The sequence below is a fragment of the Streptomyces sp. YIM S03343 genome (assembly GCF_054729195.1).
On record NZ_JBPUKX010000001.1, the window covers coordinates 1,642,032 to 1,661,820 of the forward strand.

Sequence of the window (19,789 nt, forward strand, 5' to 3'; positions counted from 1 at the left end):
GATGACCGCAGGCTAGGACGACAGCAAGTCAAACAGGCTCACAACCGGACAAGTTGCCTCGCACGAGTGAACAGCCCCGAAAACATGCCGCTCACTCACCGCCCGCGCCTTGCCCCCCGGGTGAGCGCATCCGGGCGTGCCGCAACTCCTCAGCGATACAAGTCGTGTCTCCACCCGTCGGCACACGCCAGTCCGTCTCGATGCCCTCCTCCACGGCAGGCTCCGAGCTGAAGCAGCGGCTTCATCGGCGGTGTTGTCCGTGAGAACGACGGTGTCACGGCCCTCGTTGCTGGCGAAGCCGGTGAACTCGACACCCTCCTCCGTCACCGCCCAGAAGGACAGCCGCAGTTGCCTGCCCTGCCGGGTCTCGTAGCGGACTTCCGGAAAGGCGGCTTCCAGCGCCGCGGTGAAGGCGGCCAGATCGAGGTTCCAGCCGCCGGGAGTCTCCGCCGGGGCATAGAACAGAAAGGTCGTCTGGTACTCGTCGAGGTTCACTGCGGGGAGCGTCCTTTTGTCCATCAGGGCTAGGGCACGTACCGGGCGGTGCCCTGCGAGGGCGACCATGCCCGGGCAGTCCTCTGCCACCCCAACGACTCCGCGGGAATGTCGCCATCACCCGAAGTAGCCAAAGCCGCACGACTCCGACGACCACGACAGCCGCCACGCCACCCCCACAGAAACCCGCTGTGGGGCCATCGGTGCTGGTCATAGCCCCTCCGACCCGGAAACCTTCCCGTCTGTGACCACCTTGCACACCGCGCACTTGTCGCACACCGCGACCGGCCCGACGGGCTCGGCCGTCTTCACCCTTCGCTTCACCGCCACTCCCCGGGGCGCCCGCCTGGCATGGCACCTCGCCTCCCACCAGATGCACACCCGGGGCTGGACATACGGCACCTCCGCGCACGACACCCTGGAACTGATCGTCGCCGAGCTGGCCGCGAACTCCGTCACGCACGGACGGGTACCCGGGCGGGACTCCGAACTGCGGCGCGCCAGGAACACGGCGGAAGGCCATGTGCGCGTGGAGGTGAGCGACGTACGGGGCGAGCGGCTGCCGACCCCCGCCTCGGACGACCTACTGCCGCTCGCGGACAGCGGACGCGGGCTCACCCTCATCGCGGCACTGGCCGAGAACTGGGGCGTCACCGAACGGCAGGGCGCACCGGCCAAGACGGTATGGGCCGTCGTCTTCTGCGCCCCCCGAGCCATCGCGAGCACCGGGAAGACCGGCCGCCCGGAGGATCACTCCCGGTCGGCCGGGGTCTCCGGGGCATACACAGCGGGCAACCGCCCGAGCCGGTCGGCGACCAGCGCAAGCCAGGAACTGGGCGCGTACGGAGCCGGAGGATCGACCTCCATGCCCAGCTCGACACAGGCCAGGGCGTAATCGGACTCCTCCAGATCGAGCGCGAGGAGTTCATGGAGTTCGCCGATCAGCCGGGCCACCAACTGCGCATCAGTGGCCGCCCGGTAGTCGTCGACGGCGGAAGCGTGGTCAGCGAACTCGTCCGGCATGTCCTGGGAGAACCAGCCGCCGAGGAACTGGCCGAGTTCAGGGAAGCGCGCGTGCCACTCCCAGTGGGTCACCGGCGTGGCCGGGGACGGTACCTCACCCCGTTCGACGCTGTTCCCAATGTGATCGGCCAGGCAGCGCAGCCACTGCTGGATCTCTCCGTCGGGCAGGCCGACGTCGGGCACCGGGTAGAACTCGCCCAGGCGAAGCCGGAGACGTCCGGGCGGGTGGTCGGCGTACTCCCGCAACTGGCGCTCCGCGACGGCCAGGGCCCATGGACGGGCGTGCCATGTCCACCACAGGTAGGCGGTCAGGGCCTCACTCGGTCTGTCGGATGTGTCGTCAGCCTGATGTCCCGCGTAGGCACGGATCACCTGGTCGAGTTCGCCATAGCGGCGGTCGTGTTCGATGGGGCTCAGGGGCACGGAGTCAGCCTCTACAAGGTGCTACAGGTAAACGGGGAACGTGGCCTGGACGGCGAAGCCATGGGGGCGGTCGGCGTCCCGCCTGAGAATCACCCGGGCCGCCCTGACGTCGACCGGGCTGCGGCCGGCCAGCATCATCGCCTGCAGCAGCACCCGGCCCACCGGGTCCTCCCTCGAAGGCCACGAGGCCTCGATGGTCAGACGGGGACGGGTGCCCTGGGCCAACCAACGGTGGATGAGCTGCTCGTTGGCGGTGACCACGTGCTGGGTGGCCCACTGGGCCGTCTCCCGGTCGGGATAGGTCGACGTTCTGGTGCGCACCGGACGCGCCTCGGACACGCTCACCACCTCCTCGTGAAAACTACAGTGCGCCTGATGGCACGACGCAGCCGCTCGCTGCGTCCGCACCGGTCGGTTCGTCGCGACGCGTCAGGCGTCCTCGAACCTCCAGACAACGAGCAGGCGGTCCGGGGCCACCCCTACGAGGCACACGTCGTAGAGCGTGGCGGCGAGAGAATTCCAGTGAAAGCTGGACACCAGGAAGTCCGCGTCCGGACCGTCCTCGGCGTGACCGTGGTTCGTGAAGAAATCGGGGGAATCTCCCACCGAAGCCAGCAATTCGCGAACACACCCGTCTCTGACCTCATCGGGCTCCCGGAGCGACGGGTGCGGGCCCTCGTAGAAGGATCCCACCGCGAGGAACTTCAACAGGTCCCGCGCGCCTTTCTCGGCGACCGGCAGAAGGCTCTCCCTCACCAGTTCACCGATGATCTCCTCGAACATGGGAGCCGGGTCGACGCCGGTGCTCTGTCCGCCCGCTTCCCCTCGCATGAACGCCGTCACGTCGTCCACCCAGTCCCGATGCGTCCTGGCTGTGAGACAGACGACGGTGCGGGACTGGTCGAACACTGCGGCCACGCACTCGGGCAGAGCGCCTGGGTTCACGGACATCACTCACTCGGGTACGGAGGTCACTGGGGCATGGAGGTGAGGACGACGTACGGCGGATCGATCCCGTTCTTGTACTTGAGGACCACCTTGACACTGTACGTGTCATGGGCGGACGTAGAACCGGTCGGGATGGTCCGGCCGGTCACATAGTCGAATTCCACCGGATCGAGTACGAGCTTCGAATGGTCGCTCCGCGGCCGGGACAGCCAATTCTCTATCTTTTGCGGGTTATTGACCCCTATGTTCGGTCTTCCCGCGTTCGCTGTCGTGTTGGACGGGCCGATCTCGTCCATCGCGTCCTGCGTCGCCTTCTGTGCCGTGGCGAGGTCGGTGAACGTGGAGGCGGCGGTGATCCCCGGCTGGTCCCGCAGCCGATTGAGGAGTTGCGCGTCGGTCTGCCCCACGTGCTTGTCGATGACGTGGCTGCCGTGGACGCCTTCCTGGTTTGCGAGGTCGACCGTGTAAAAGTGGTTTTCCTTGTCCTCTTCCGCGACCGTGTAGCGCAGCTGTTGCCTGAAGTCGTTCAGGGAGCGGGCTCCGAACGCCTCGGCCCGCGCTTCTTCCGCGGCGTAGGCGGGAACGCCGTTCACGGCCTCCTCCAGACCGGGCCCGAGCCTCGCCACATCGGTCGCGAAGCCGTGGATCGCGCGGTTGTAGGAGTCCACTGCGCCGTTCAGGCGGCCTGTGTCGATGTTGTTGATGAACTCCAGAGCCAGCGTGGGGAGTTCGCCGACAAGATCCTCGAGATCCTTGAAGCTCTTCAGCGCGAACGTTTTGGCCGCAGCGTCCTTGTAGACCTCGACGATGGTCGAGCGGATCTTCGTCACCTCCGAGCCCACGGCGTCGCACGCCGTCGCCACGTCCCGGGCGGAGTCCTGAAGGACATCCAGGGCGGGGCGTCCGCCGTCGGCGTGGGCCCACCGGTAGCCGTGGTGCTCCCTGCCCCACGCCGATGTGCCCCACAGCGCGGAGCAGAACTGCTTCATCGCGCTCTGCCATTCGTCGTTTCCCGGCGCCGGGTCCGTTATGTAGGCGATGGCGTCGTCGAACTCGCCGGCGGAGGTCCCGGCGTCCTTGGCCGCCTGTCTCCAGAGCCGGGCGATCTCCGGCAGGGCGAGGTCGTCACCGCCGGGCGTGATGTCGGCGACCTTGCCGTGGCGCAGCGCGTTGGCGAGGATCGGCCGCAGAATTTCGGCGGCGATCGTGCCCAGGCCCCCCGAGACCTCGTCGACGATCGCGCCGCCCCAGCCGTCCTCGCCCCGGGCGCCGCCCCAGCCGAGCCCGGCGACAGGGCCGGTCGCGCCGGTGGTCCGCAGGACGTCCGGCGGGTTCCTCGTGGCCACGGCCGGGGTCAGCGGGTGGGTGGCGTGGTCCGCCCGCGCGTAGTTGTTCGCGGTGACCGTGAGGCCCACGGCCGCACCACCGACGCCTTCCGTCGCCTTGTCCCACGCGGAGAGGAAGAGCGCGGCGACATCGGCGTACGCCCTCGCGAACGCCTCGGGGCCGCTGCCGCAGCCGACCGCGTGCTCGTACCCTTCGAGGCCGCCCACCAGATCCCTGGCACGGCCCGCGAAGTCGTACTGCGCGTTGCGCAGCATGTACGAGGCGTAGTAGACGTGCTGCGGCTGGACGTCGAAGCCGATGGCGTTCCCCGGCGGCGCGGGCTTCATCGCCTCCAGTTCGGCGGCGCGTCCGTGCCGGTCGGAATCCGTGTCGCCACGTGAGATGTCCTTGCCGTCGGGATCGGTCAGGCTGCCGGGAGAGGGACGAGGCGTAGGGCCGGTGCCGTCCGAAGCGGACGGCTGGGGGGATCCGCCGGTGCTCGACGGAGTGGGAGCCGGGCTCGCCGATGGTCCCGGAACCGGTGTAGCCATCAGGACGCACCCCAACCGCGCAGCACCGCCTGGTGCGCGGCCGCATAGTTGAGGCGCCCGGTCGTGACGAAGTCGTGCAGCCACTTCTGGGCTGCTTCCAGATCCTGGGCGGAACGCTCCCATTCGTCGAGCTTCTCGACGAAGACCTCCCTGGCCTCACCCGTCCAGGACAGCACCACCGGCTCGACACGGCCGTAGAGCTCTTCCAGCTTCTCGTTGAGCTTCTTGAGTATGTCCTCCAGGTCGGTAGCGAGCTCCTGAAGCGCCCCGAAGGAGACCGTGATCTGCTCCCCGGACACTGTCCCGTCCGACATGCTCCCCCTCGTGTCGTGCCCTGCCATCCCGCGTGGAATGTGACGCTGTACGTCAGTAATCGTCCAAAACGCTGCGCGCGCAGGCCGCCGCCTCCGGGGCCGGCGTGGACAGCCTGTCGATCTCGCTGTCGACGTCCACGCTGACCTGGCGCATCCGGGAGAGCACGCCGAGATCGGTCTCGGAGAATCCGTCCCGGCTCAGCCGTACGGCTTCCTCCAGCAGTTTCACCACTTCCCGAATCCGCACAGCGTCCTCGGCAGCAGCGCGATGGAACTCCCGGTACGCAGTGCCCGCCGGACCGCGCCAGCCCGATTCGATCCGGTCTACAACCGCGTCCATGCGCGTGACCTGGTTGTCCAGGTGATCACGCATGTCCCCGAGGTCGGTCGCGAGCTTCGTAAGGTCTTCCGCGGACACTCTGAGATCCGGGGTGCCGCCCCGCCGCGAGCCGAGTCCGTCCTGCCCCATACCTTGCACCCGCCCCCTCGGTGTCGTGCACACCCGCCTCGTCGTGTCCATGATATGAGCCCCGGCTCTGGCACTCGCCTGGGGCACGCCACCCAGTTTCTCCCGGGGCTGTTCGGCTCCCTCCGCGCCCCCTCCTCGGCCTCCGGACAAGGACGACTTGCGAGGGGAACCAGTGAGCGGGAGCAGCCGATGGCCAGGGGTGGCGACACCGTCGTACTGAAGGGATGTCCTCTACATCAAGGAGGACGTGTACGCCGGGGGCCGCCGCCGCGCACAACCAGCGCGGCACGTCGCCGTCGAGGACATCCGCACTTGGATCACCAAAGACCTCGGCTACGCCGGACTCGGCAAACTCACCGGCAACCTCCTCACCGCCGCCTACGCGTTGCTCGACGACCACGCCTGGGTGCTCCAGGGCGGCCCCGAGCGGCAGGCGCCCGCACTCCACGAGAACGGGCCCGGCGAGGAGGGGTACGCGGCGGCCCGCGAGCGGGCGGCCCGGTGTCATCGCCGCTGGCGCGGGATGCGGGCCAGGGCGTGGACCGCCGCCTCCGCCAGGGTGGGGTGGGCCAGGGCCTCCGTCAGGACGGGTCTGGCGCGGTCGTCGGCCAGGGTGCCCAGCCCCTCCACACAGGCGAGGGCCACCCGGCGGTAGGGGTCGTGCGGGGTGAGGCGGCGGCACAGGGTGGTGATCAGCGCGGGGACGGACTCGGGGGCGCGGAGTTCGACGAGCAGCCGCACCGGCTGCAGGGCGTAGGCGACGCGGAGTTCGTTGGTGGCGAGGGCGGCGGCCGCGCGGGCGGTGCGGGGGTCGCCGAGGCGGGCCAGGGCATGGGCGGCGGAGACACAGCGTGGCGGGTCGCGGTGGTTGAGGAGCAGGACGAGGGCCTCGAAGGCCCGCCGGTCCCCGGCGAGGCCCAGCCGGAAGGCGGCCAGTTCCCTGGCCCACAGCGGCTGTCCCGGTTCGGTGAGGACCCTGGCCAGTTCTTCGGGGTCGTCGGTGGCGGCGAGCCGGTCGCAGACCGCCGGCGCGCCCGGTACTGCGGAGGCGGCGGCCTCCCGGCGTAAGCGTTCCGTGAGTGATCGCAACTCTTCGTCCATGGTCCTAGACCCTAGGGCCTGGCGTCCGGCGGACGCCGAAGACCGGCATCCCGGTGCGGTAAGTGATCGATCAGCCCGGGGTCTAGTGCGCTCATTACCCATCGGTTAAGCTCAGACGAGCGAGTCACCCACTCGCGTTTCTTGTGGTGGCCTGGTGACGCAGCCACCGCGAGTGCAGTCGGTTCGGTACGTGTGTACCGCAGTACGACGTGGCCCCGGGACAGGGCCGGTCGGAATCCGCCGTCGATGCGGGCGTGTGCGCGCCTCGTACGACGGCACCGGGCGTGTGCGCCAGTAGCCCGGCATCACCCGCACTCCGCACGCATCCGGTGCGCCGTTCTTCCGGCGCACCGGGGCGTCCTTCCAGTCGTCACCCTCATTCCTGGAGTCTCGCGATGGCCGCTCCCCTGCCCGACCCTTCCCTGACCCCGATCATGACCGTCGCCGTCGTCGGCCTCGGCACCATGGGCACCGGTATCACCGAGGTGCTCGCGAAGGCCGGCCGCGACGTGATCGGCGTCGACGTCAGCGAGGCCGCGGCCGCGCAGGCCGTCGCCGCCCTGGAGACGTCGACCGCGCGTGCCGTGGCCCGCGGCAGGCTGACCGAGCAGCAGCGGGTGGACCTGCTGGCCCGGCTGCACATGTCCACCGATCTGCGCGCCGTGGCCGGCGCCGACCTGGTCATCGAGGTGGTCCCGGAGTCGTACGAGATCAAGCGGCAGGTGCTGCGCGAGCTGGACGGCATCGTGCGCCCCGACGCGATCATCGCGACCGGCACCAACGCGCTGTCCGTGACCCGTCTGGCCGCCGACTCGTCCCGCCCGGAGCGGGTGCTGGGCCTGCACTTCTTCAACCCGGCCCCGGCGATGAAGCTGGTCGAGGTGGTCTCCTCGGTGCTCACCGCGCCGCAGGCCGTCGCCGCGGTGCTCGATCTGGCCGTGGAACTCGGCAAGGAGCCCGTCGCGGTGGGCGACCGGCCCGGTTTCCTCGCCGACGGGCTGCTGTTCGGCTACCTCAACCAGGCGGCCGCGATGTACGAGGCGAAGTACGCCTCCCGCGAGGACATCGACGCCGCCATGCGGCTCGGCTGCGGTCTGCCGATGGGCCCGCTGGCGCTGCTGGACCTGATCGGCATCGACACGGCGCGCACCGTCCTGGACGCCATGTACGCCGAGTCCCGCGACCGGCTGCACGCCCCGGCGCCGATCCTCAAGCAGCTCAGCGAGGCGGGCCTGACCGGCCGCAAGTCCGGGCGCGGCTTCTACACCTACGAGGCCCCCGGCAGCGCCCGCGTCGTGCGGGACGCGCTGACGCCGCCGGAGGGCGCCGGTGGCGTCCAGGGCCGTACGGTGCACTCGGTCGGTGTCGCGGGCTCCGGCACCATGGCGTCCGGCATCGCCGAGGTCTTCGCGAAGGCGGGCTACGACGTCGTCCTGGCCGCCCGCACCGAGGAGAAGGCGCAGATCGCCAAGGCGCGGATCGGCAAGTCCCTGGCCCGCTCGGTCGACAAGGGCCGGATGACGGCGGAGGCCGCCGCGCAGGCCCTGGAGCGGATCACCGCGGCCGGTTCCGCGGACGCGTTCGCGGACGTCGACCTGGCCGTCGAGGCCGTCGCCGAGGACCTGGAGGTCAAGCGACAGCTCTTCGCGACGCTGGACAAGGTCTGCAAGCCGGGCGCGGTGCTGGCCACCACCACGTCCTCGCTGCCGGTGGTGGCCTGCGCCCGCGCCACCTCGCGCCCGCAGGATGTGATCGGCATGCACTTCTTCAACCCCGCCCCGGCGATGAAGCTCGTCGAGGTGGTCCGCACGGTGCTCACGGCCGACGACGTCCACGCGACGGTCCGCGAGGTGTGCGCCACGGTCCGCAAACACGCCGTGGACTGCGGCGACCGGGCCGGTTTCATCGTCAACGCGCTGCTGTTCCCGTACCTCAACAACGCGATCAAGATGGTGCAGGAGCACTACGCGACGCTCGACGACATCGACGCGGCGATGAAGCTGGGCGGCGGCTACCCGATGGGCCCGTTCGAGCTGCTGGACGTGGTCGGCCTGGACGTCTCGCTGGCGATCGAGAAGGTGCTGCACCGCGAGTTCCGCGACCCGGGCCTGGCCCCGGCACCGCTGCTGGAGCACCTGGTCGCCGCGGGTTGCTTGGGCCGCAAGACGGGCCGTGGCTTCCGCGAGTACGCGCGCCGCTGAGGCTCTGCTGGTAATGCCGCGATGTGCCGTGTGTCGTCTTTCGGCTGCGGCACCGTCGTGGCTGGTCGCGCAGTTCCCCGCGCCCCTTCGGGGGCGCTGCCGAACTGGAGCCGACTTCGACCGACCCGACCTGGACGTCTGGGGGCTGGCGCGCGTGCATGTGCAAGAGAACCGGGGGGAACCGGCGGCCGAGCCGGCGACCGACGACGCGGCTGAAGGTCCCCCTGCGTTCGCAGAGCCCGGCGCAGGGCCTGCCGTCCCCGGTGTCCCCGACGTCCCCGACGTCCCCGGCACGATCCGCCGGAACGGCTCCGCCCGTCCCGGCGACTGGTTCCGAGGAGGCGAGGACTGGGGCGGGCTGCTGGAGCCGGGGTGTCCGGCGCCGGTGCCGCGGGTCGGGTTTCCCCCGTCGGCGGGCGGCGGGGGAAACCCCGTACATGCGCGGCACGCTGCGCACATGCAGTACGTTCGGGGCATGTCCCAGCCCGCCAAGTCCTCACGTACACCAGCTACGCCCGACGCGCCGGAAAGTGCCGCAGGCAGTCGCGCCGCGGCGCAGCGCCTCAAGATGCGCCGGGAGTTGGCGGCAGCAGCGATGGAGTTGTTCGCGACCAAGGGGTACGAGGCGACCACCGTCGACGAGATCGCGGCCACGGCCGGGGTCGCCCGCCGTACGTTCTTCCGCCACTTCCGCTCCAAGGAGGAGGCGATCTTCCCGGACCACGACGACACCCTGGTCCGCGCCGAGGCGGTGCTCGACGCGGCCCCCGCGCACGAGCATCCGCTGGACACGGTGTGCCGTGGCATCAAGGAGGTCATGCGGATGTACGCGGCGCGGCCGGAGATCTCGGTCGCCCGCTACAAGCTGACCCGCGAGGTGCCGACCCTGCGCGAGGCGGAGATCGCGTCGGTGGCCCGCTACGAGCGACTGTTCACCCGCTATCTCCTGGGCCACTTCGACGAGCACGCGCGCGACGAGGACACGGGCGACGACCCGCTGCTGGCCGAGGTGGCCGCGTCGGCCGTGGTCACCGCGCACAACCATGTGCTGCGCCGCTGGCTGCGGGCCGACGGCCAGGGCGATGTGGAGACCGAGCTCGACCACGCCTTCGCGATCGTGCGCAGGACCTTCGGCACCGGTATCGGCGCCGGGCGTGCCGCGGCGCCCCGGCAGCCCGCCCCTGCGGCGGTCGCGGCGCAGGGCGAGGTCCTGGTGACGGTCGCCCGCACCGACGCCCCGCTCGACGAGGTGATGCGCACCATCGAGGCGGCGCTCAAGGACCGCTGAGACGCAGACGCAGAGACGCACCCCGTCCCCTGCTGGGAATCAGCTGTGACAACGGCCACCTCCGGGTGGCCGTTCTGTTTCCATGGGGACAGATGAACGTTCTACTGGGAATGATGAACGGACCGTTTCGGGCATATTTCAGGCACCGCTCGATCGATCATCGCTCGTTTGTTACGTAAAGAATTCGTATGAGCGTAATCTCTGGCACGCAGTGCCTTGCCAGGTGACACGCCGTGCCATACGTTGAAGAGGTCCGGGCGGCCGGCGTGCAGAGATGACTCGTACGCCGGCTGTCCCCGCAAGCCACGTCCTGCGCGCCCGGACGCCTGCGTCACAGGCAACCTTCCCGCGCCACAACGCGCTGCCGAACCGCACCACCCCTCGCCGGACCGACGGCACACCCTCACCCCTTTCAGCAGCACCGACGTAACCCTCAGCGCCCCTCCCTCAGGGCGCTCGACGCCGGAGGCAACACCGTGACCGTGAAGGACATCCTGGACGCGATCCAGTCGCCGGACTCCGTGCCGGCCGACTTCGCAAGCCTGCCGCTCCCCGAGTCGTATCGCGCGATCACCGTGCACAAGGACGAGACGGACATGTTCGCGGGGATCACCACCCGTGAGAAAGACCCACGCAAGTCCCTCCACCTGGACGAGGTGCCGGTGCCCGAACTGGGCCCGGGCGAGGCCCTGGTGGCCGTGATGGCCTCCTCGGTGAACTACAACTCCGTGTGGACCTCGATCTTCGAGCCGCTGCCCACCTTCGGCTTCCTGGAGCGCTACGGAAAGCTCTCCGAGCTCACCCGGCGCCACGATCTGCCGTACCACATCATCGGCTCCGACCTCGCTGGCGTCGTGCTGCGCGCCGGTCCCGGCGTCAACGCCTGGAAGCCGGGCGACGAGGTCGTCGCGCACTGTCTGTCCGTGGAACTCGAGTCCTCCGACGGGCACAACGACACGATGCTCGACCCGGAGCAGCGCATCTGGGGCTTCGAGACCAACTTCGGGGGGCTTGCGGAGCTGGCACTGGTGAAGTCCAACCAGCTGATGCCCAAGCCGCGGCACCTCAGCTGGGAGGAGGCCGCCGCGCCGGGTCTGGTCAACTCGACCGCGTACCGGCAGCTGGTGTCCCGCAACGGCGCCGACATGAAGCAGGGCGACAATGTGCTGATCTGGGGCGCCAGCGGCGGCCTCGGCTCGTACGCCACCCAGTTCGCGCTGGCCGGCGGCGCCACCCCGATCTGTGTGGTCTCCAGCGAGCAGAAAGCGGAGATCTGCCGGAAGATGGGCGCCGAGCTGATCATCGACCGGGCAGCCGAGGATTACCGGTTCTGGCAGGACGAGCACAACCAGGACCCCCGCGAATGGAAGCGCTTCGGCAAGCGCATCCGCGAGCTGACCGGCGGCGAGGACGTCGACATCGTCTTCGAGCACCCGGGCCGCGAGACCTTCGGCGCCTCCGTGTACGTCACCCGCAAGGGCGGCACGATCGTCACCTGCGCCTCGACGTCCGGCTACCAGCACGAGTACGACAACCGCTATCTGTGGATGTCCCTGAAGCGCATCATCGGATCCCACTTCGCGAACTACCGTGAAGCGTGGGAGGCCAACCGGCTGATCGCCAAGGGGAAGATCCACCCGACGCTCTCCCGGGTGTACAGCCTGGAGGACACCGGGCAGGCCGCCTTCGACGTCCACCGCAACCTCCACCAGGGCAAGGTCGGCGTGCTCTGCATGGCCCCCGGGGAGGGCCTGGGCGTGCACGACGAGGAGATGCGCGCCAAGCACATCGACGCCATCAACCGCTTCCGCAACATCTGACACACCCGAGGTCATAGATGACTGAGCGTCAGCCTGCCACTGCCGTGCGTCACAAGGACCGTCCCTGGCTCATGCGGACCTACGCCGGTCACTCCACGGCGGAGGCCTCCAACGAGCTGTACCGGCGCAATCTCGCCAAGGGGCAGACCGGTCTGTCGGTGGCGTTCGACCTTCCGACGCAGACCGGCTACGACTCCGACCATGTGCTCGCCCGCGGCGAGGTCGGCCGCGTCGGCGTGCCGGTCGCGCACCTGGGCGACATGCGCCGGCTGTTCCAGGACATCCCCCTGGAGCAGATGAACACCTCGATGACGATCAACGCCACCGCCATGTGGCTGCTGGCGCTCTACCAGGTCGTCGCCGAGGAACAGGGCGCGGACATCACGCAGCTCCAGGGCACCACCCAGAACGACATCGTCAAGGAGTACCTGTCCCGCGGCACACATGTGTTCCCACCGGGGCCGAGTCTGCGCCTGACCACGGACATGATCGCGTACACGGTGTCCCACATCCCGAAGTGGAACCCGATCAACATCTGCAGCTACCACCTCCAGGAGGCCGGGGCCACGCCGGTGCAGGAGATCGCGTACGCGATGTCCACCGCGATCGCCGTGCTCGACGCGGTGCGCGACAGCGGCCAGGTGCCGCAGGAGCGGATGGGCGACGTCGTGGGGCGGATCTCCTTCTTCGTGAACGCGGGCGTCCGCTTCATCGAGGAGATGTGCAAGATGCGCGCCTTCGGCCGTATCTGGGACACGATCACCCGCGAGCGCTACGGCATCGAGAACCCCAAGCACCGCCGCTTCCGCTACGGCGTCCAGGTCAACTCGCTCGGACTGACCGAGGCACAGCCGGAGAACAACGTCCAGCGGATCGTGCTGGAGATGCTGGCGGTGACGCTGTCGAAGGACGCCCGCGCGCGTGCCGTGCAGCTGCCCGCCTGGAACGAGGCGCTGGGTCTGCCGCGGCCGTGGGACCAGCAGTGGTCGCTGCGGATCCAGCAGGTGCTGGCGCACGAGAGCGATCTGCTGGAGTACGACGACATCTTCGAGGGCTCGAAGGTGATCGAGGCGAAGGTCGCGCAGCTGGTCGAGGAGTCGCTCGCGGAGATCGGGCGGATCCAGGAGATGGGCGGCGCGATGGCCGCCGTCGAGTCCGGTTATCTCAAGTCGCACCTGGTCGCCTCGCACGCCGAGCGGCGGGCGCGGATCGAGTCCGGCGAGGAGAAGATCGTCGGCGTCAACGTCTTCGGGACGACCGAGCCGAACCCGCTGACCGCCGATCTCGACACGGCCGTACAGACCGTCGACCCGGCGGTCGAGGCGCAGGTCGTGGCCGCGCTCCAGGAGTGGCGCGACACGCGGTACCAGGCGCCCTTCAACCACCCGCGCCCCTGCAAGGCGCTGGAGCGCCTGAAGGAGGCCGCGAAGGGCACGGAGAACCTCATGGCGGCGACGCTGGAGTGTGCCCGCGCCGGTGTCACGACCGGCGAGTGGGCGGGCGCGCTGCGTGAGGTGTTCGGCGAGTTCCGCGCGCCCACGGGCGTGTCGTCGGCACCGGTGGCCGTGCCGGCCGAGGAGGGCTCGGCGCTCGCCGAAGTACGCCGCAAGGTGGCCGTCACGGCGCGGGACCTCGGTGTGGGCAAGCTGCGCTTCCTGGTCGGCAAGCCCGGCCTGGACGGACACTCCAACGGAGCCGAGCAGATCGCCGTACGCGCGCGGGACGCCGGTTTCGAGGTCGTCTACCAGGGGATCCGGCTCACCCCGGAGCAGATCGTGGACGCGGCGCTCGCCGAGGACGTGCACGCGGTCGGGCTGTCGATCCTGTCCGGGTCGCACGCCCGACTGGTCCCGGACGTGCTCGAACGGCTGCGTGTGGCCGGTGCCACAGATATACCCGTGATCGCCGGTGGCATCATCCCTGGCGGAGATGCCGAACAGCTCAGGGCCGCCGGAGTGGCCGCGGTGTTCACCCCGAAGGACTTCGACATCACCGGCATCATCGGCCGCATCGTCGACGAGATCCGCACAGCGAACAAGCTCGACCCCCTGGAGGTCCCCGCATGACAACGCCCGTCAACCGCCTCCGTCCCCGGCGATCCTGCCTGGCGGTCCCCGGAAGCAACCCCCGCTTCCTGGAGAAGGCGCAGGGCCTGCCCGCCGACCAGGTGTTCCTGGACCTGGAGGACGCGTGCGCCCCGCTCGCCAAGCCGGAGGCGCGGCACACCATCGTCAAGTTCCTCAACGAGGGCGACTGGACGGGCAAGACACGAGTGGTGCGCGTCAACGACTGGACGACGCAGTGGACGTACCGCGATGTGACGACGGTGGTCGAGGGCGCCGGGCAGAACCTGGACTGCATCATGCTGCCCAAGGTGCAGAACGCCGAGCAGATCGTCGCACTGGACCTGCTGCTGACGCAGATCGAGAAGACGATGGGCTTCGAGGTCGGCCGCATCGGCATCGAGGCGCAGATCGAGAATGCGCAGGGCCTGAACAACGTCAACGAGATCGCCCAGGCCAGCCCGCGGGTGGAGACGATCATCTTCGGGCCGGCCGACTTCATGGCGTCGATCAACATGAAGTCGCTGGTGGTGGGCGAGCAGCCGCCCGGCTACCCGGCGGACGCCTACCACTACATCCTGATGAAGATCCTCATGGCGGCCCGCGCCAACGACCTCCAGGCGATCGACGGCCCCTATCTCCAGATCCGCAACCTGGACGGCTACCGCGAGGTCGCCCGGCGCGCCGCGGCGCTCGGCTTCGACGGCAAGTGGGTGCTGCACCCGGGCCAGGTCGAGGCGTCCAACGAGATCTTCTCGCCGTCGCAGGAGGACTACGACCACGCCGAGCTGATCCTGGACGCGTACGACTACTACACGTCCGAGGCGGGCGGCAAGAAGGGCTCGGCGATGCTCGGCGACGAGATGATCGACGAGGCCAGCCGCAAGATGGCCCTGGTCATCTCCGGCAAGGGCCGGGCCGCCGGTATGACGCGCACCAGCAAGTTCGAGATCCCGGAGGCGTAGGACCATGCAGTTCGGACGGACCTACGAGGAGTTCGAGGTCGGGGCGACGTACAAGCACTGGCCCGGCAAGACGGTCACGGAGTACGACGACCATCTCTTCTGTCTCCTCACCATGAACCACCACCCGCTCCACATGGACGCCAACTACGCCGAGAGCACCACGGACTTCGGCAAGAACGTCGTCGTGGGCAACTACGTCTACTCCCTGCTGCTCGGCATGTCCGTCCCGGACGTCTCCGGCAAGGCGATCGCCAATCTGGAGATCGAGTCGCTCAGGCATGTGGCGCCGACCTTCCACGGCGACACGATCTACGGCCAGACGACCGTGCTGGACAAGTGGCCGTCGAAGTCGAAGAACGACCGCGGCATCGTGCACGTCGAGACCAAGGGCTACAAGCAGGACGGCACGCTGGTGTGCGTGTTCCGCCGCAAGGTCATGGTGCCGACCGAGACGTACATCAAGGAGCGCGGCGGAGAGCAGCCCGGCCGCCCCGAGCTGAGGGAGCAGGAGAAGTAAGCCATGGCCCGTCTCGCCCGCACCGCCGGACTCACCGACATCCAGCAGGAGATCGTCTCCACCGTCCGCGACTTCGTGGACAAGGAGATCATCCCGGTCGCCACCGAGCTGGAGCACCGCGACGAGTACCCGCAGCAGATCGTCGACGGCCTGAAGGAGCTGGGCCTGTTCGGCCTGATGATCCCCGAGGAGTACGGCGGCCTCGGCGAGTCCCTCCTCACCTACGCGCTGTGCGTGGAGGAGATCGCCCGGGGCTGGATGTCGGTGTCCGGGATCATCAACACGCACTTCATCGTGGCGTACATGCTCAAGCAGCACGGCACCCAGGAACAGAAGGACACCTTCCTGCCGCGCATGGCGGCCGGGGAGGTGCGCGGCGCGTTCTCCATGTCGGAGCCGGGTCTCGGCTCGGACGTGTCGGCCATCACCTCGAAGGCGGTCAGGGACGGCGACGAGTTCGTCCTGACCGGTCAGAAGATGTGGCTGACGAACGGCGGCACCTCGTCGCTGGTGGCCGTGCTGGTGCGCAGTGACGAAGGACACGCCGCGGGCACGGCCCCGCACAAGTCGATGACGACCTTCCTGGTGGAGAAGGAGCCCGGCTTCGGCGAGGTCCGGCCCGGTCTGACCATCCCCGGCAAGATCGAGAAGATGGGCTACAAGGGGGTGGACACCACCGAGCTGATCATGGACGGTCTGCGGATCCCCGCCGACCGGGTGCTCGGCGGCACCACCGGCCGGGGCTTCTACCAGATGATGGACGGCGTGGAGGTGGGCCGCGTCAATGTGGCGGCCCGTGGCTGCGGCGTGGCCCAGCGCGCCTTCGAGCTCGGGATCCGGTACGCCCAGCAGCGCCACACCTTCGGCAAGCCCATCGCCCAGCACCAGGCCATCCAGTTCAAGCTGGCCGAGATGGCCACCAAGGTGGAGGCCGCGCACGCGATGATGGTCAACGCCGCGCGCAAGAAGGACTCCGGGGAGCGCAACGACCTGGAGGCCGGCATGGCGAAGTACCTGGCCTCCGAGTACTGCAAGGAGGTCGTGGAGGACTCCTTCCGGATCCACGGCGGCTACGGCTTCTCCAAGGAGTACGAGATCGAGCGTCTGTACCGGGAGGCCCCGATGCTGCTGATCGGCGAGGGCACCGCCGAGATCCAGAAAATGATCATCGGACGCCGACTGCTCGAAGAGTATCGATTCCAGGGGTGATTGTCCGGTTACGGGGTGTTTTCTTCGAGAAGAAGGTCACACCCCGTCAACGCGCGTCCGACATTCTTCGGCCGTCGACTCGGTTGCCTGCCTTACCCAGTTGTGGCGTTTAGCCGCTACGATCGCGGGAAAGCCGCCGTCCCCTGATTTTGAACCAGCGCGGCATCATCCGCTACGAAGGTCATCCATGCCCCACAGCCAAACCTCTGCACCTCGCGACAGCCTGGTCGGCGTACGCCTCGCGCGCGGAGCATCGCCGTGGCTTCTCCCGACCGTCGCCACCGCAGCAATCAGCCTGGTCCGCGCCCGCCGCTCCGGCGCCGCCAAGGCCGTGGCCGTGCCCGCCACCGCGCTCGCCGCGGGCATGCTGTGGTTCTTCCGCGACCCCGAGCGCGAGATCGCCCCGGGCCGGGTCATCTCGCCCGCCGACGGTGTGGTGCAGAGCATCATGCCCTGGAAGGACGGCCGCACCCGCGTCGCGATCTTCATGAGCCCGCTCAACGTCCATGTCAACCGCGCCCCGCTCTCCGGCACGGTCACCTCGGTCGAGCACATCCCGGGCGGCTTCGTTCCCGCGTTCAACAAGGAGAGCGAGAACAACGAGCGCGTAGTCTGGCACTTCGACACCGAACTCGGCGACATCGAGATGATCCAGATCGCCGGCGCGGTGGCCCGCCGTATCGTCCCCTACATCCCGCAGGGCACGAAGGTCGAGCAGGGCGACCGCATCGGTCTGATCCGCTTCGGCTCGCGCGTCGACATCTATCTGCCCGAAGGCGTGGAGGTCGCGGTCGAGGTCGGGCAGAAGACCGTGGCTGGGGTGACTCGCATTGACCGTGATTGATCCGGACACACAGGCGGGCTGGGTGCCCGAGGCGGACGACCTGGACGACGAGGAGGAGATGCCTCTCTCGCTGCGCCTGTCGATAGCGGACACCCTCACCCTCGGCAACGCCACGTGCGGCTTCATGGCGGTGTACTTCACCACCACCGGAATCCTCATCCCGCACCTGACCGGCAACGACGAGTCGGCGGGCATGGCACGGCACAGCGCCGCGACCGCCGTCATCCTCATGCTCTGCGCGGCCGTCTTCGACCTGTTCGACGGCCTGGTCGCCCGCAAGCTGCGCTCCTCCCCCATGGGCGCGGAACTGGACAACCTCTCCGACCTCATCAGCTTCGGCCTCGCTCCGGCGTACTTCGTCCTCGTCTACGGCATGGTCGCCGACGACGCCCACCAGAGAGTGGCGGCGCTGGGGGCGATCGTGGTGCTGCTGGCGGTGGTGCTGAGACTCGCACGGTTCTCTTGCGTGACGGTTAAGAACGGCATGTTCCAGGGCATGCCCTCGCCCTTCGGGGCACTGACCGTGGTCTCCATCGTGCTCCTGGAGCTGCCCTTCGTGGCGACACTGCTGGCCATCCTCGGGACGGCGTGGCTGATGGTGAGCCGCGTCGAGTACCCGAAGCCCCGGGGGCGGCTCGCGGTCGCGATGCTGTCGTGGATCGTCCTCTCGATGGGGCTGCTGGCGGCGTGGGCCTTCGACGCGCCGAGCGGACAGCTGCTGCTCCAGACGGGGTGTGCGCTGCAGCTGGTCATGGGCGCGGTGATTCCGCTGTTCGCGACGGCTCGGCGGGTGAACAACTTCCGCGACAACCGCCGGGAGGCGCGGGCGGCGCAGCTGCCGTAGCGGGTTTTTTCGCCCCCGCCGCCCCTTCCCGACCCGACCCGGGGGCTCCGCCCCCGCACCCCCGCTCCTCAAACGCCGGAGGGGCTGATCTTCAGCCCGTCCGGCGTTTGAGGACGAGGCCCCGAAGGGCCGACAGGGGGGTCTGGGGGCGCAGCCCCCAGGGACGGGAACGGGAAGGGGCGGCGGGGGCGACTCCTGTCAGGACAGGAAGTCCTCCGCCACCCGAGCCGCCACCCGTTCGAGAATCGGCCCCGCCTCCCCGATACATCTCGCCACATCCGGCTCCTCCCCCGTGAGGGGATACGCACGGCCGATACCGGCCCCGCTCAGCGCAGACGCGGACAACGTCACGCGACCGCACACCGCGACCACCGATTTACCCGCGGCCCGCGCCGCCGCCGCGACCCCCGCCGGCGCCTTGCCGTGCAACGTCTGCTGATCCAAAGACCCCTCCCCGGTGATCACCAGATCCGCCCACTCCAGCGCCGGGCCGAAGCCCAGAACATCGAGCATCACCTCGATACCGGGCCGGAACCGCGCGCCGAGCAGCAGCGCACCGTACCCGATACCCCCCGCCGCCCCCGCCCCCGGCGCAACCGCACACTCCGCCGCCCGCGCCCCGACCTCCGCCTCCAGCACCTCCGCGTAGTGCGCAAGCGCAGCGTCCAGCGCCTCCACGTCATCCGGCGAGGCACCCTTCTGCGGCCCGTAGACGGCGGGCGCCCCCTTCGGGCCGGTCAGCGGGTTGTCGACGTCGCTGGCAAGGACCAGGTCCACCGAGGACAGCCGAGGGTCCAGGTCCGACAGATCGGCCCGAGCCAGATCCGCGAGGCCCCCGCCACCCGGGGTCACCGGCTCGCCCTCCTCGTCCAGGAAGTGTGCCCCGAGCGCGGTCAGCATCCCCGCGCCCCCGTCGGTCGTCGCGCTCCCGCCGACCCCGAACACGATGGTCCGCGCCCCGGCGTCCAGCGCCGCCCGCAGCAGTTCCCCGGAGCCGTACGTCGATGCCGTCAGCGGCGCGAAGACCCCGGCCGGAAGCCGCTGCAACCCGCTCGCCTCGGCCATCTCCACCACCGCCATGCCCTCGCGCAGCGCGAACGCGGCGGTGATCTCATGGCCCAGGGGCCCCGCGACCCGTACCTCCCGCCGCTCGAACCCGGCGGCGACCGCCGCCGCCACCGTCCCGTCGCCGCCGTCGGCCACGGGCAGCGCCGTCACCTCCACCTCCGGTACGACCCGCCGCAGACCAGCCGTGACCCGCTCGGCGACCTCCACGGCCGTCAGCGAGCCCTTGAACTTGTCCGCGGCAACCAGGACCCGCCGGGTCCCGCCCTCCACTGCAGCGTCCGCCACCTTGCCTACCCCTCGCTCTCCGGGCCCCACGCCCC

Annotated in this window: 18 protein-coding genes and 1 pseudogene; 10 read left to right on the forward strand and 9 right to left on the reverse strand. The window is 69.4% G+C overall.

From position 1 onward, the window contains the following. Positions 1–12: 12 nt before the first annotated feature. Positions 13–495, reverse strand: coding sequence for a hypothetical protein (locus ACSYGN_RS07245; RefSeq protein WP_460393043.1), 483 nt, complete (start codon positions 493–495; stop codon positions 13–15). Between the two features lie 244 nt (positions 496–739). Between ACSYGN_RS07245 and ACSYGN_RS07250 the strand changes: the two are divergent. Continuing rightward, positions 740–1,141: pseudogene (locus ACSYGN_RS07250) on the forward strand (ATP-binding protein); the annotation flags it as partial. A 104-nt stretch (positions 1,142–1,245) separates the two neighbouring features. On the opposite strand, the gene ACSYGN_RS07255 reads toward ACSYGN_RS07250, so the two are convergent. From ACSYGN_RS07255 to ACSYGN_RS07285, 7 genes are all read right to left on the reverse strand, one after another. Further along, a complete protein-coding gene (locus ACSYGN_RS07255; protein ID WP_460393045.1) occupies positions 1,246–1,941 on the reverse strand; it encodes a contact-dependent growth inhibition system immunity protein in 696 nt (231 codons plus the stop codon). Positions 1,942–1,962: 21 nt separating this feature from the next. Next, on the reverse strand, positions 1,963–2,262 hold the full coding sequence (locus tag ACSYGN_RS07260) for an RNase A-like domain-containing protein (RefSeq protein ID WP_460403279.1): 300 nt from the start codon (positions 2,260–2,262) through the stop codon (positions 1,963–1,965). Positions 2,263–2,370: 108 nt separating this feature from the next. Beyond that, positions 2,371–2,859 carry a hypothetical protein gene (locus ACSYGN_RS07265; RefSeq protein WP_460393047.1) on the reverse strand — a complete coding sequence of 163 codons (489 nt, stop codon included), beginning with the start codon at positions 2,857–2,859 and terminating at the stop codon, positions 2,371–2,373. 53 nt (positions 2,860–2,912) lie between these two features. After that, on the reverse strand, positions 2,913–4,766 hold the full coding sequence (locus ACSYGN_RS07270) for an RNase A-like domain-containing protein (RefSeq protein ID WP_460393049.1): 1,854 nt from the start codon (positions 4,764–4,766) through the stop codon (positions 2,913–2,915). Beyond that, complete coding sequence (locus ACSYGN_RS07275) at positions 4,766–5,080, reverse strand: WXG100 family type VII secretion target (RefSeq protein WP_460393051.1); 315 nt, start codon at positions 5,078–5,080, stop codon at positions 4,766–4,768. Before ACSYGN_RS07275 ends, ACSYGN_RS07270 begins: the two co-directional genes overlap by 1 nt. Before the next feature lie 52 nt (positions 5,081–5,132). After that, positions 5,133–5,549 (reverse strand): WXG100 family type VII secretion target, encoded by a 417-nt coding sequence (locus ACSYGN_RS07280; RefSeq protein ID WP_460393053.1) that lies wholly within the window; start codon positions 5,547–5,549, stop codon positions 5,133–5,135. A gap of 504 nt (positions 5,550–6,053) precedes the next feature. Further along, positions 6,054–6,650 (reverse strand): adenylosuccinate lyase, encoded by a 597-nt coding sequence (locus tag ACSYGN_RS07285; protein WP_460393055.1) that lies wholly within the window; start codon positions 6,648–6,650, stop codon positions 6,054–6,056. Positions 6,651–7,045: 395 nt separating this feature from the next. On the opposite strand from ACSYGN_RS07285, the gene ACSYGN_RS07290 reads away from it, so the two are divergent. The 9 genes from ACSYGN_RS07290 (at position 7,046) to pssA (ending at position 18,401) form a co-directional block, all read left to right on the forward strand. After that, positions 7,046–8,851: a 3-hydroxyacyl-CoA dehydrogenase family protein gene (locus ACSYGN_RS07290; protein WP_460393057.1), complete on the forward strand. Its 1,806-nt coding sequence runs from the start codon at positions 7,046–7,048 to the stop codon at positions 8,849–8,851. 457 nt (positions 8,852–9,308) lie between these two features. Next, entirely contained in the window at positions 9,309–10,139 is an 831-nt protein-coding gene (locus ACSYGN_RS07295; protein ID WP_460393059.1) for a TetR family transcriptional regulator, read from the forward strand. Positions 10,140–10,621: 482 nt separating this feature from the next. Beyond that, positions 10,622–11,959, forward strand: a complete 1,338-nt coding sequence (gene ccrA, locus ACSYGN_RS07300) for a crotonyl-CoA carboxylase/reductase (protein WP_460403281.1) — start codon at positions 10,622–10,624, stop codon at positions 11,957–11,959. 17 nt (positions 11,960–11,976) lie between these two features. Further along, positions 11,977–14,025: a protein meaA gene (locus tag ACSYGN_RS07305; RefSeq protein WP_460393061.1), complete on the forward strand. Its 2,049-nt coding sequence runs from the start codon at positions 11,977–11,979 to the stop codon at positions 14,023–14,025. Further along, positions 14,022–14,987, forward strand: coding sequence for an HpcH/HpaI aldolase/citrate lyase family protein (locus ACSYGN_RS07310; RefSeq protein WP_460393063.1), 966 nt, complete (start codon positions 14,022–14,024; stop codon positions 14,985–14,987). Before ACSYGN_RS07305 ends, ACSYGN_RS07310 begins: the two co-directional genes overlap by 4 nt. A gap of 4 nt (positions 14,988–14,991) precedes the next feature. Then, entirely contained in the window at positions 14,992–15,504 is a 513-nt protein-coding gene (locus tag ACSYGN_RS07315; RefSeq protein ID WP_460393065.1) for a MaoC family dehydratase, read from the forward strand. A 3-nt stretch (positions 15,505–15,507) separates the two neighbouring features. Continuing rightward, positions 15,508–16,713 (forward strand): acyl-CoA dehydrogenase family protein, encoded by a 1,206-nt coding sequence (locus ACSYGN_RS07320; protein WP_460393067.1) that lies wholly within the window; start codon positions 15,508–15,510, stop codon positions 16,711–16,713. 187 nt (positions 16,714–16,900) lie between these two features. After that, positions 16,901–17,557 carry a phosphatidylserine decarboxylase gene (locus tag ACSYGN_RS07325; protein WP_460393069.1) on the forward strand — a complete coding sequence of 219 codons (657 nt, stop codon included), beginning with the start codon at positions 16,901–16,903 and terminating at the stop codon, positions 17,555–17,557. 22 nt (positions 17,558–17,579) lie between these two features. Continuing rightward, positions 17,580–18,401 carry a CDP-diacylglycerol--serine O-phosphatidyltransferase gene (pssA, locus tag ACSYGN_RS07330; protein ID WP_460403283.1) on the forward strand — a complete coding sequence of 274 codons (822 nt, stop codon included), beginning with the start codon at positions 17,580–17,582 and terminating at the stop codon, positions 18,399–18,401. Between the two features lie 198 nt (positions 18,402–18,599). On the opposite strand, the gene ACSYGN_RS07335 is transcribed toward pssA, so the two are convergent. After that, positions 18,600–19,754, reverse strand: coding sequence for a glycerate kinase (locus tag ACSYGN_RS07335; protein ID WP_460393071.1), 1,155 nt, complete (start codon positions 19,752–19,754; stop codon positions 18,600–18,602). Positions 19,755–19,789 lie beyond the last annotated feature (35 nt).

Bases quoted from the DNA above. Each gene is read 5' to 3' on its own strand.
- ACSYGN_RS07270 (WP_460393049.1), bottom strand. From the start codon at position 4,766: ATGGCTACACCGGTTCCGGGACCATCGGCGAGCCCGGCTCCCACTCCG.
- ACSYGN_RS07275 (WP_460393051.1), bottom strand. From the start codon at position 5,080: ATGTCGGACGGGACAGTGTCCGGGGAGCAGATCACGGTCTCCTTCGGG.
- ACSYGN_RS07280 (WP_460393053.1), bottom strand. From the start codon at position 5,549: ATGGGGCAGGACGGACTCGGCTCGCGGCGGGGCGGCACCCCGGATCTC.
- ACSYGN_RS07285 (WP_460393055.1), bottom strand. From the start codon at position 6,650: ATGGACGAAGAGTTGCGATCACTCACGGAACGCTTACGCCGGGAGGCC.
- ACSYGN_RS07290 (WP_460393057.1), top strand. From the start codon at position 7,046: ATGGCCGCTCCCCTGCCCGACCCTTCCCTGACCCCGATCATGACCGTC.
- ACSYGN_RS07295 (WP_460393059.1), top strand. From the start codon at position 9,309: ATGCAGTACGTTCGGGGCATGTCCCAGCCCGCCAAGTCCTCACGTACA.
- ACSYGN_RS07305 (WP_460393061.1), top strand. From the start codon at position 11,977: ATGACTGAGCGTCAGCCTGCCACTGCCGTGCGTCACAAGGACCGTCCC.
- ACSYGN_RS07310 (WP_460393063.1), top strand. From the start codon at position 14,022: ATGACAACGCCCGTCAACCGCCTCCGTCCCCGGCGATCCTGCCTGGCG.
- ACSYGN_RS07315 (WP_460393065.1), top strand. From the start codon at position 14,992: ATGCAGTTCGGACGGACCTACGAGGAGTTCGAGGTCGGGGCGACGTAC.
- ACSYGN_RS07320 (WP_460393067.1), top strand. From the start codon at position 15,508: ATGGCCCGTCTCGCCCGCACCGCCGGACTCACCGACATCCAGCAGGAG.
- ACSYGN_RS07325 (WP_460393069.1), top strand. From the start codon at position 16,901: ATGCCCCACAGCCAAACCTCTGCACCTCGCGACAGCCTGGTCGGCGTA.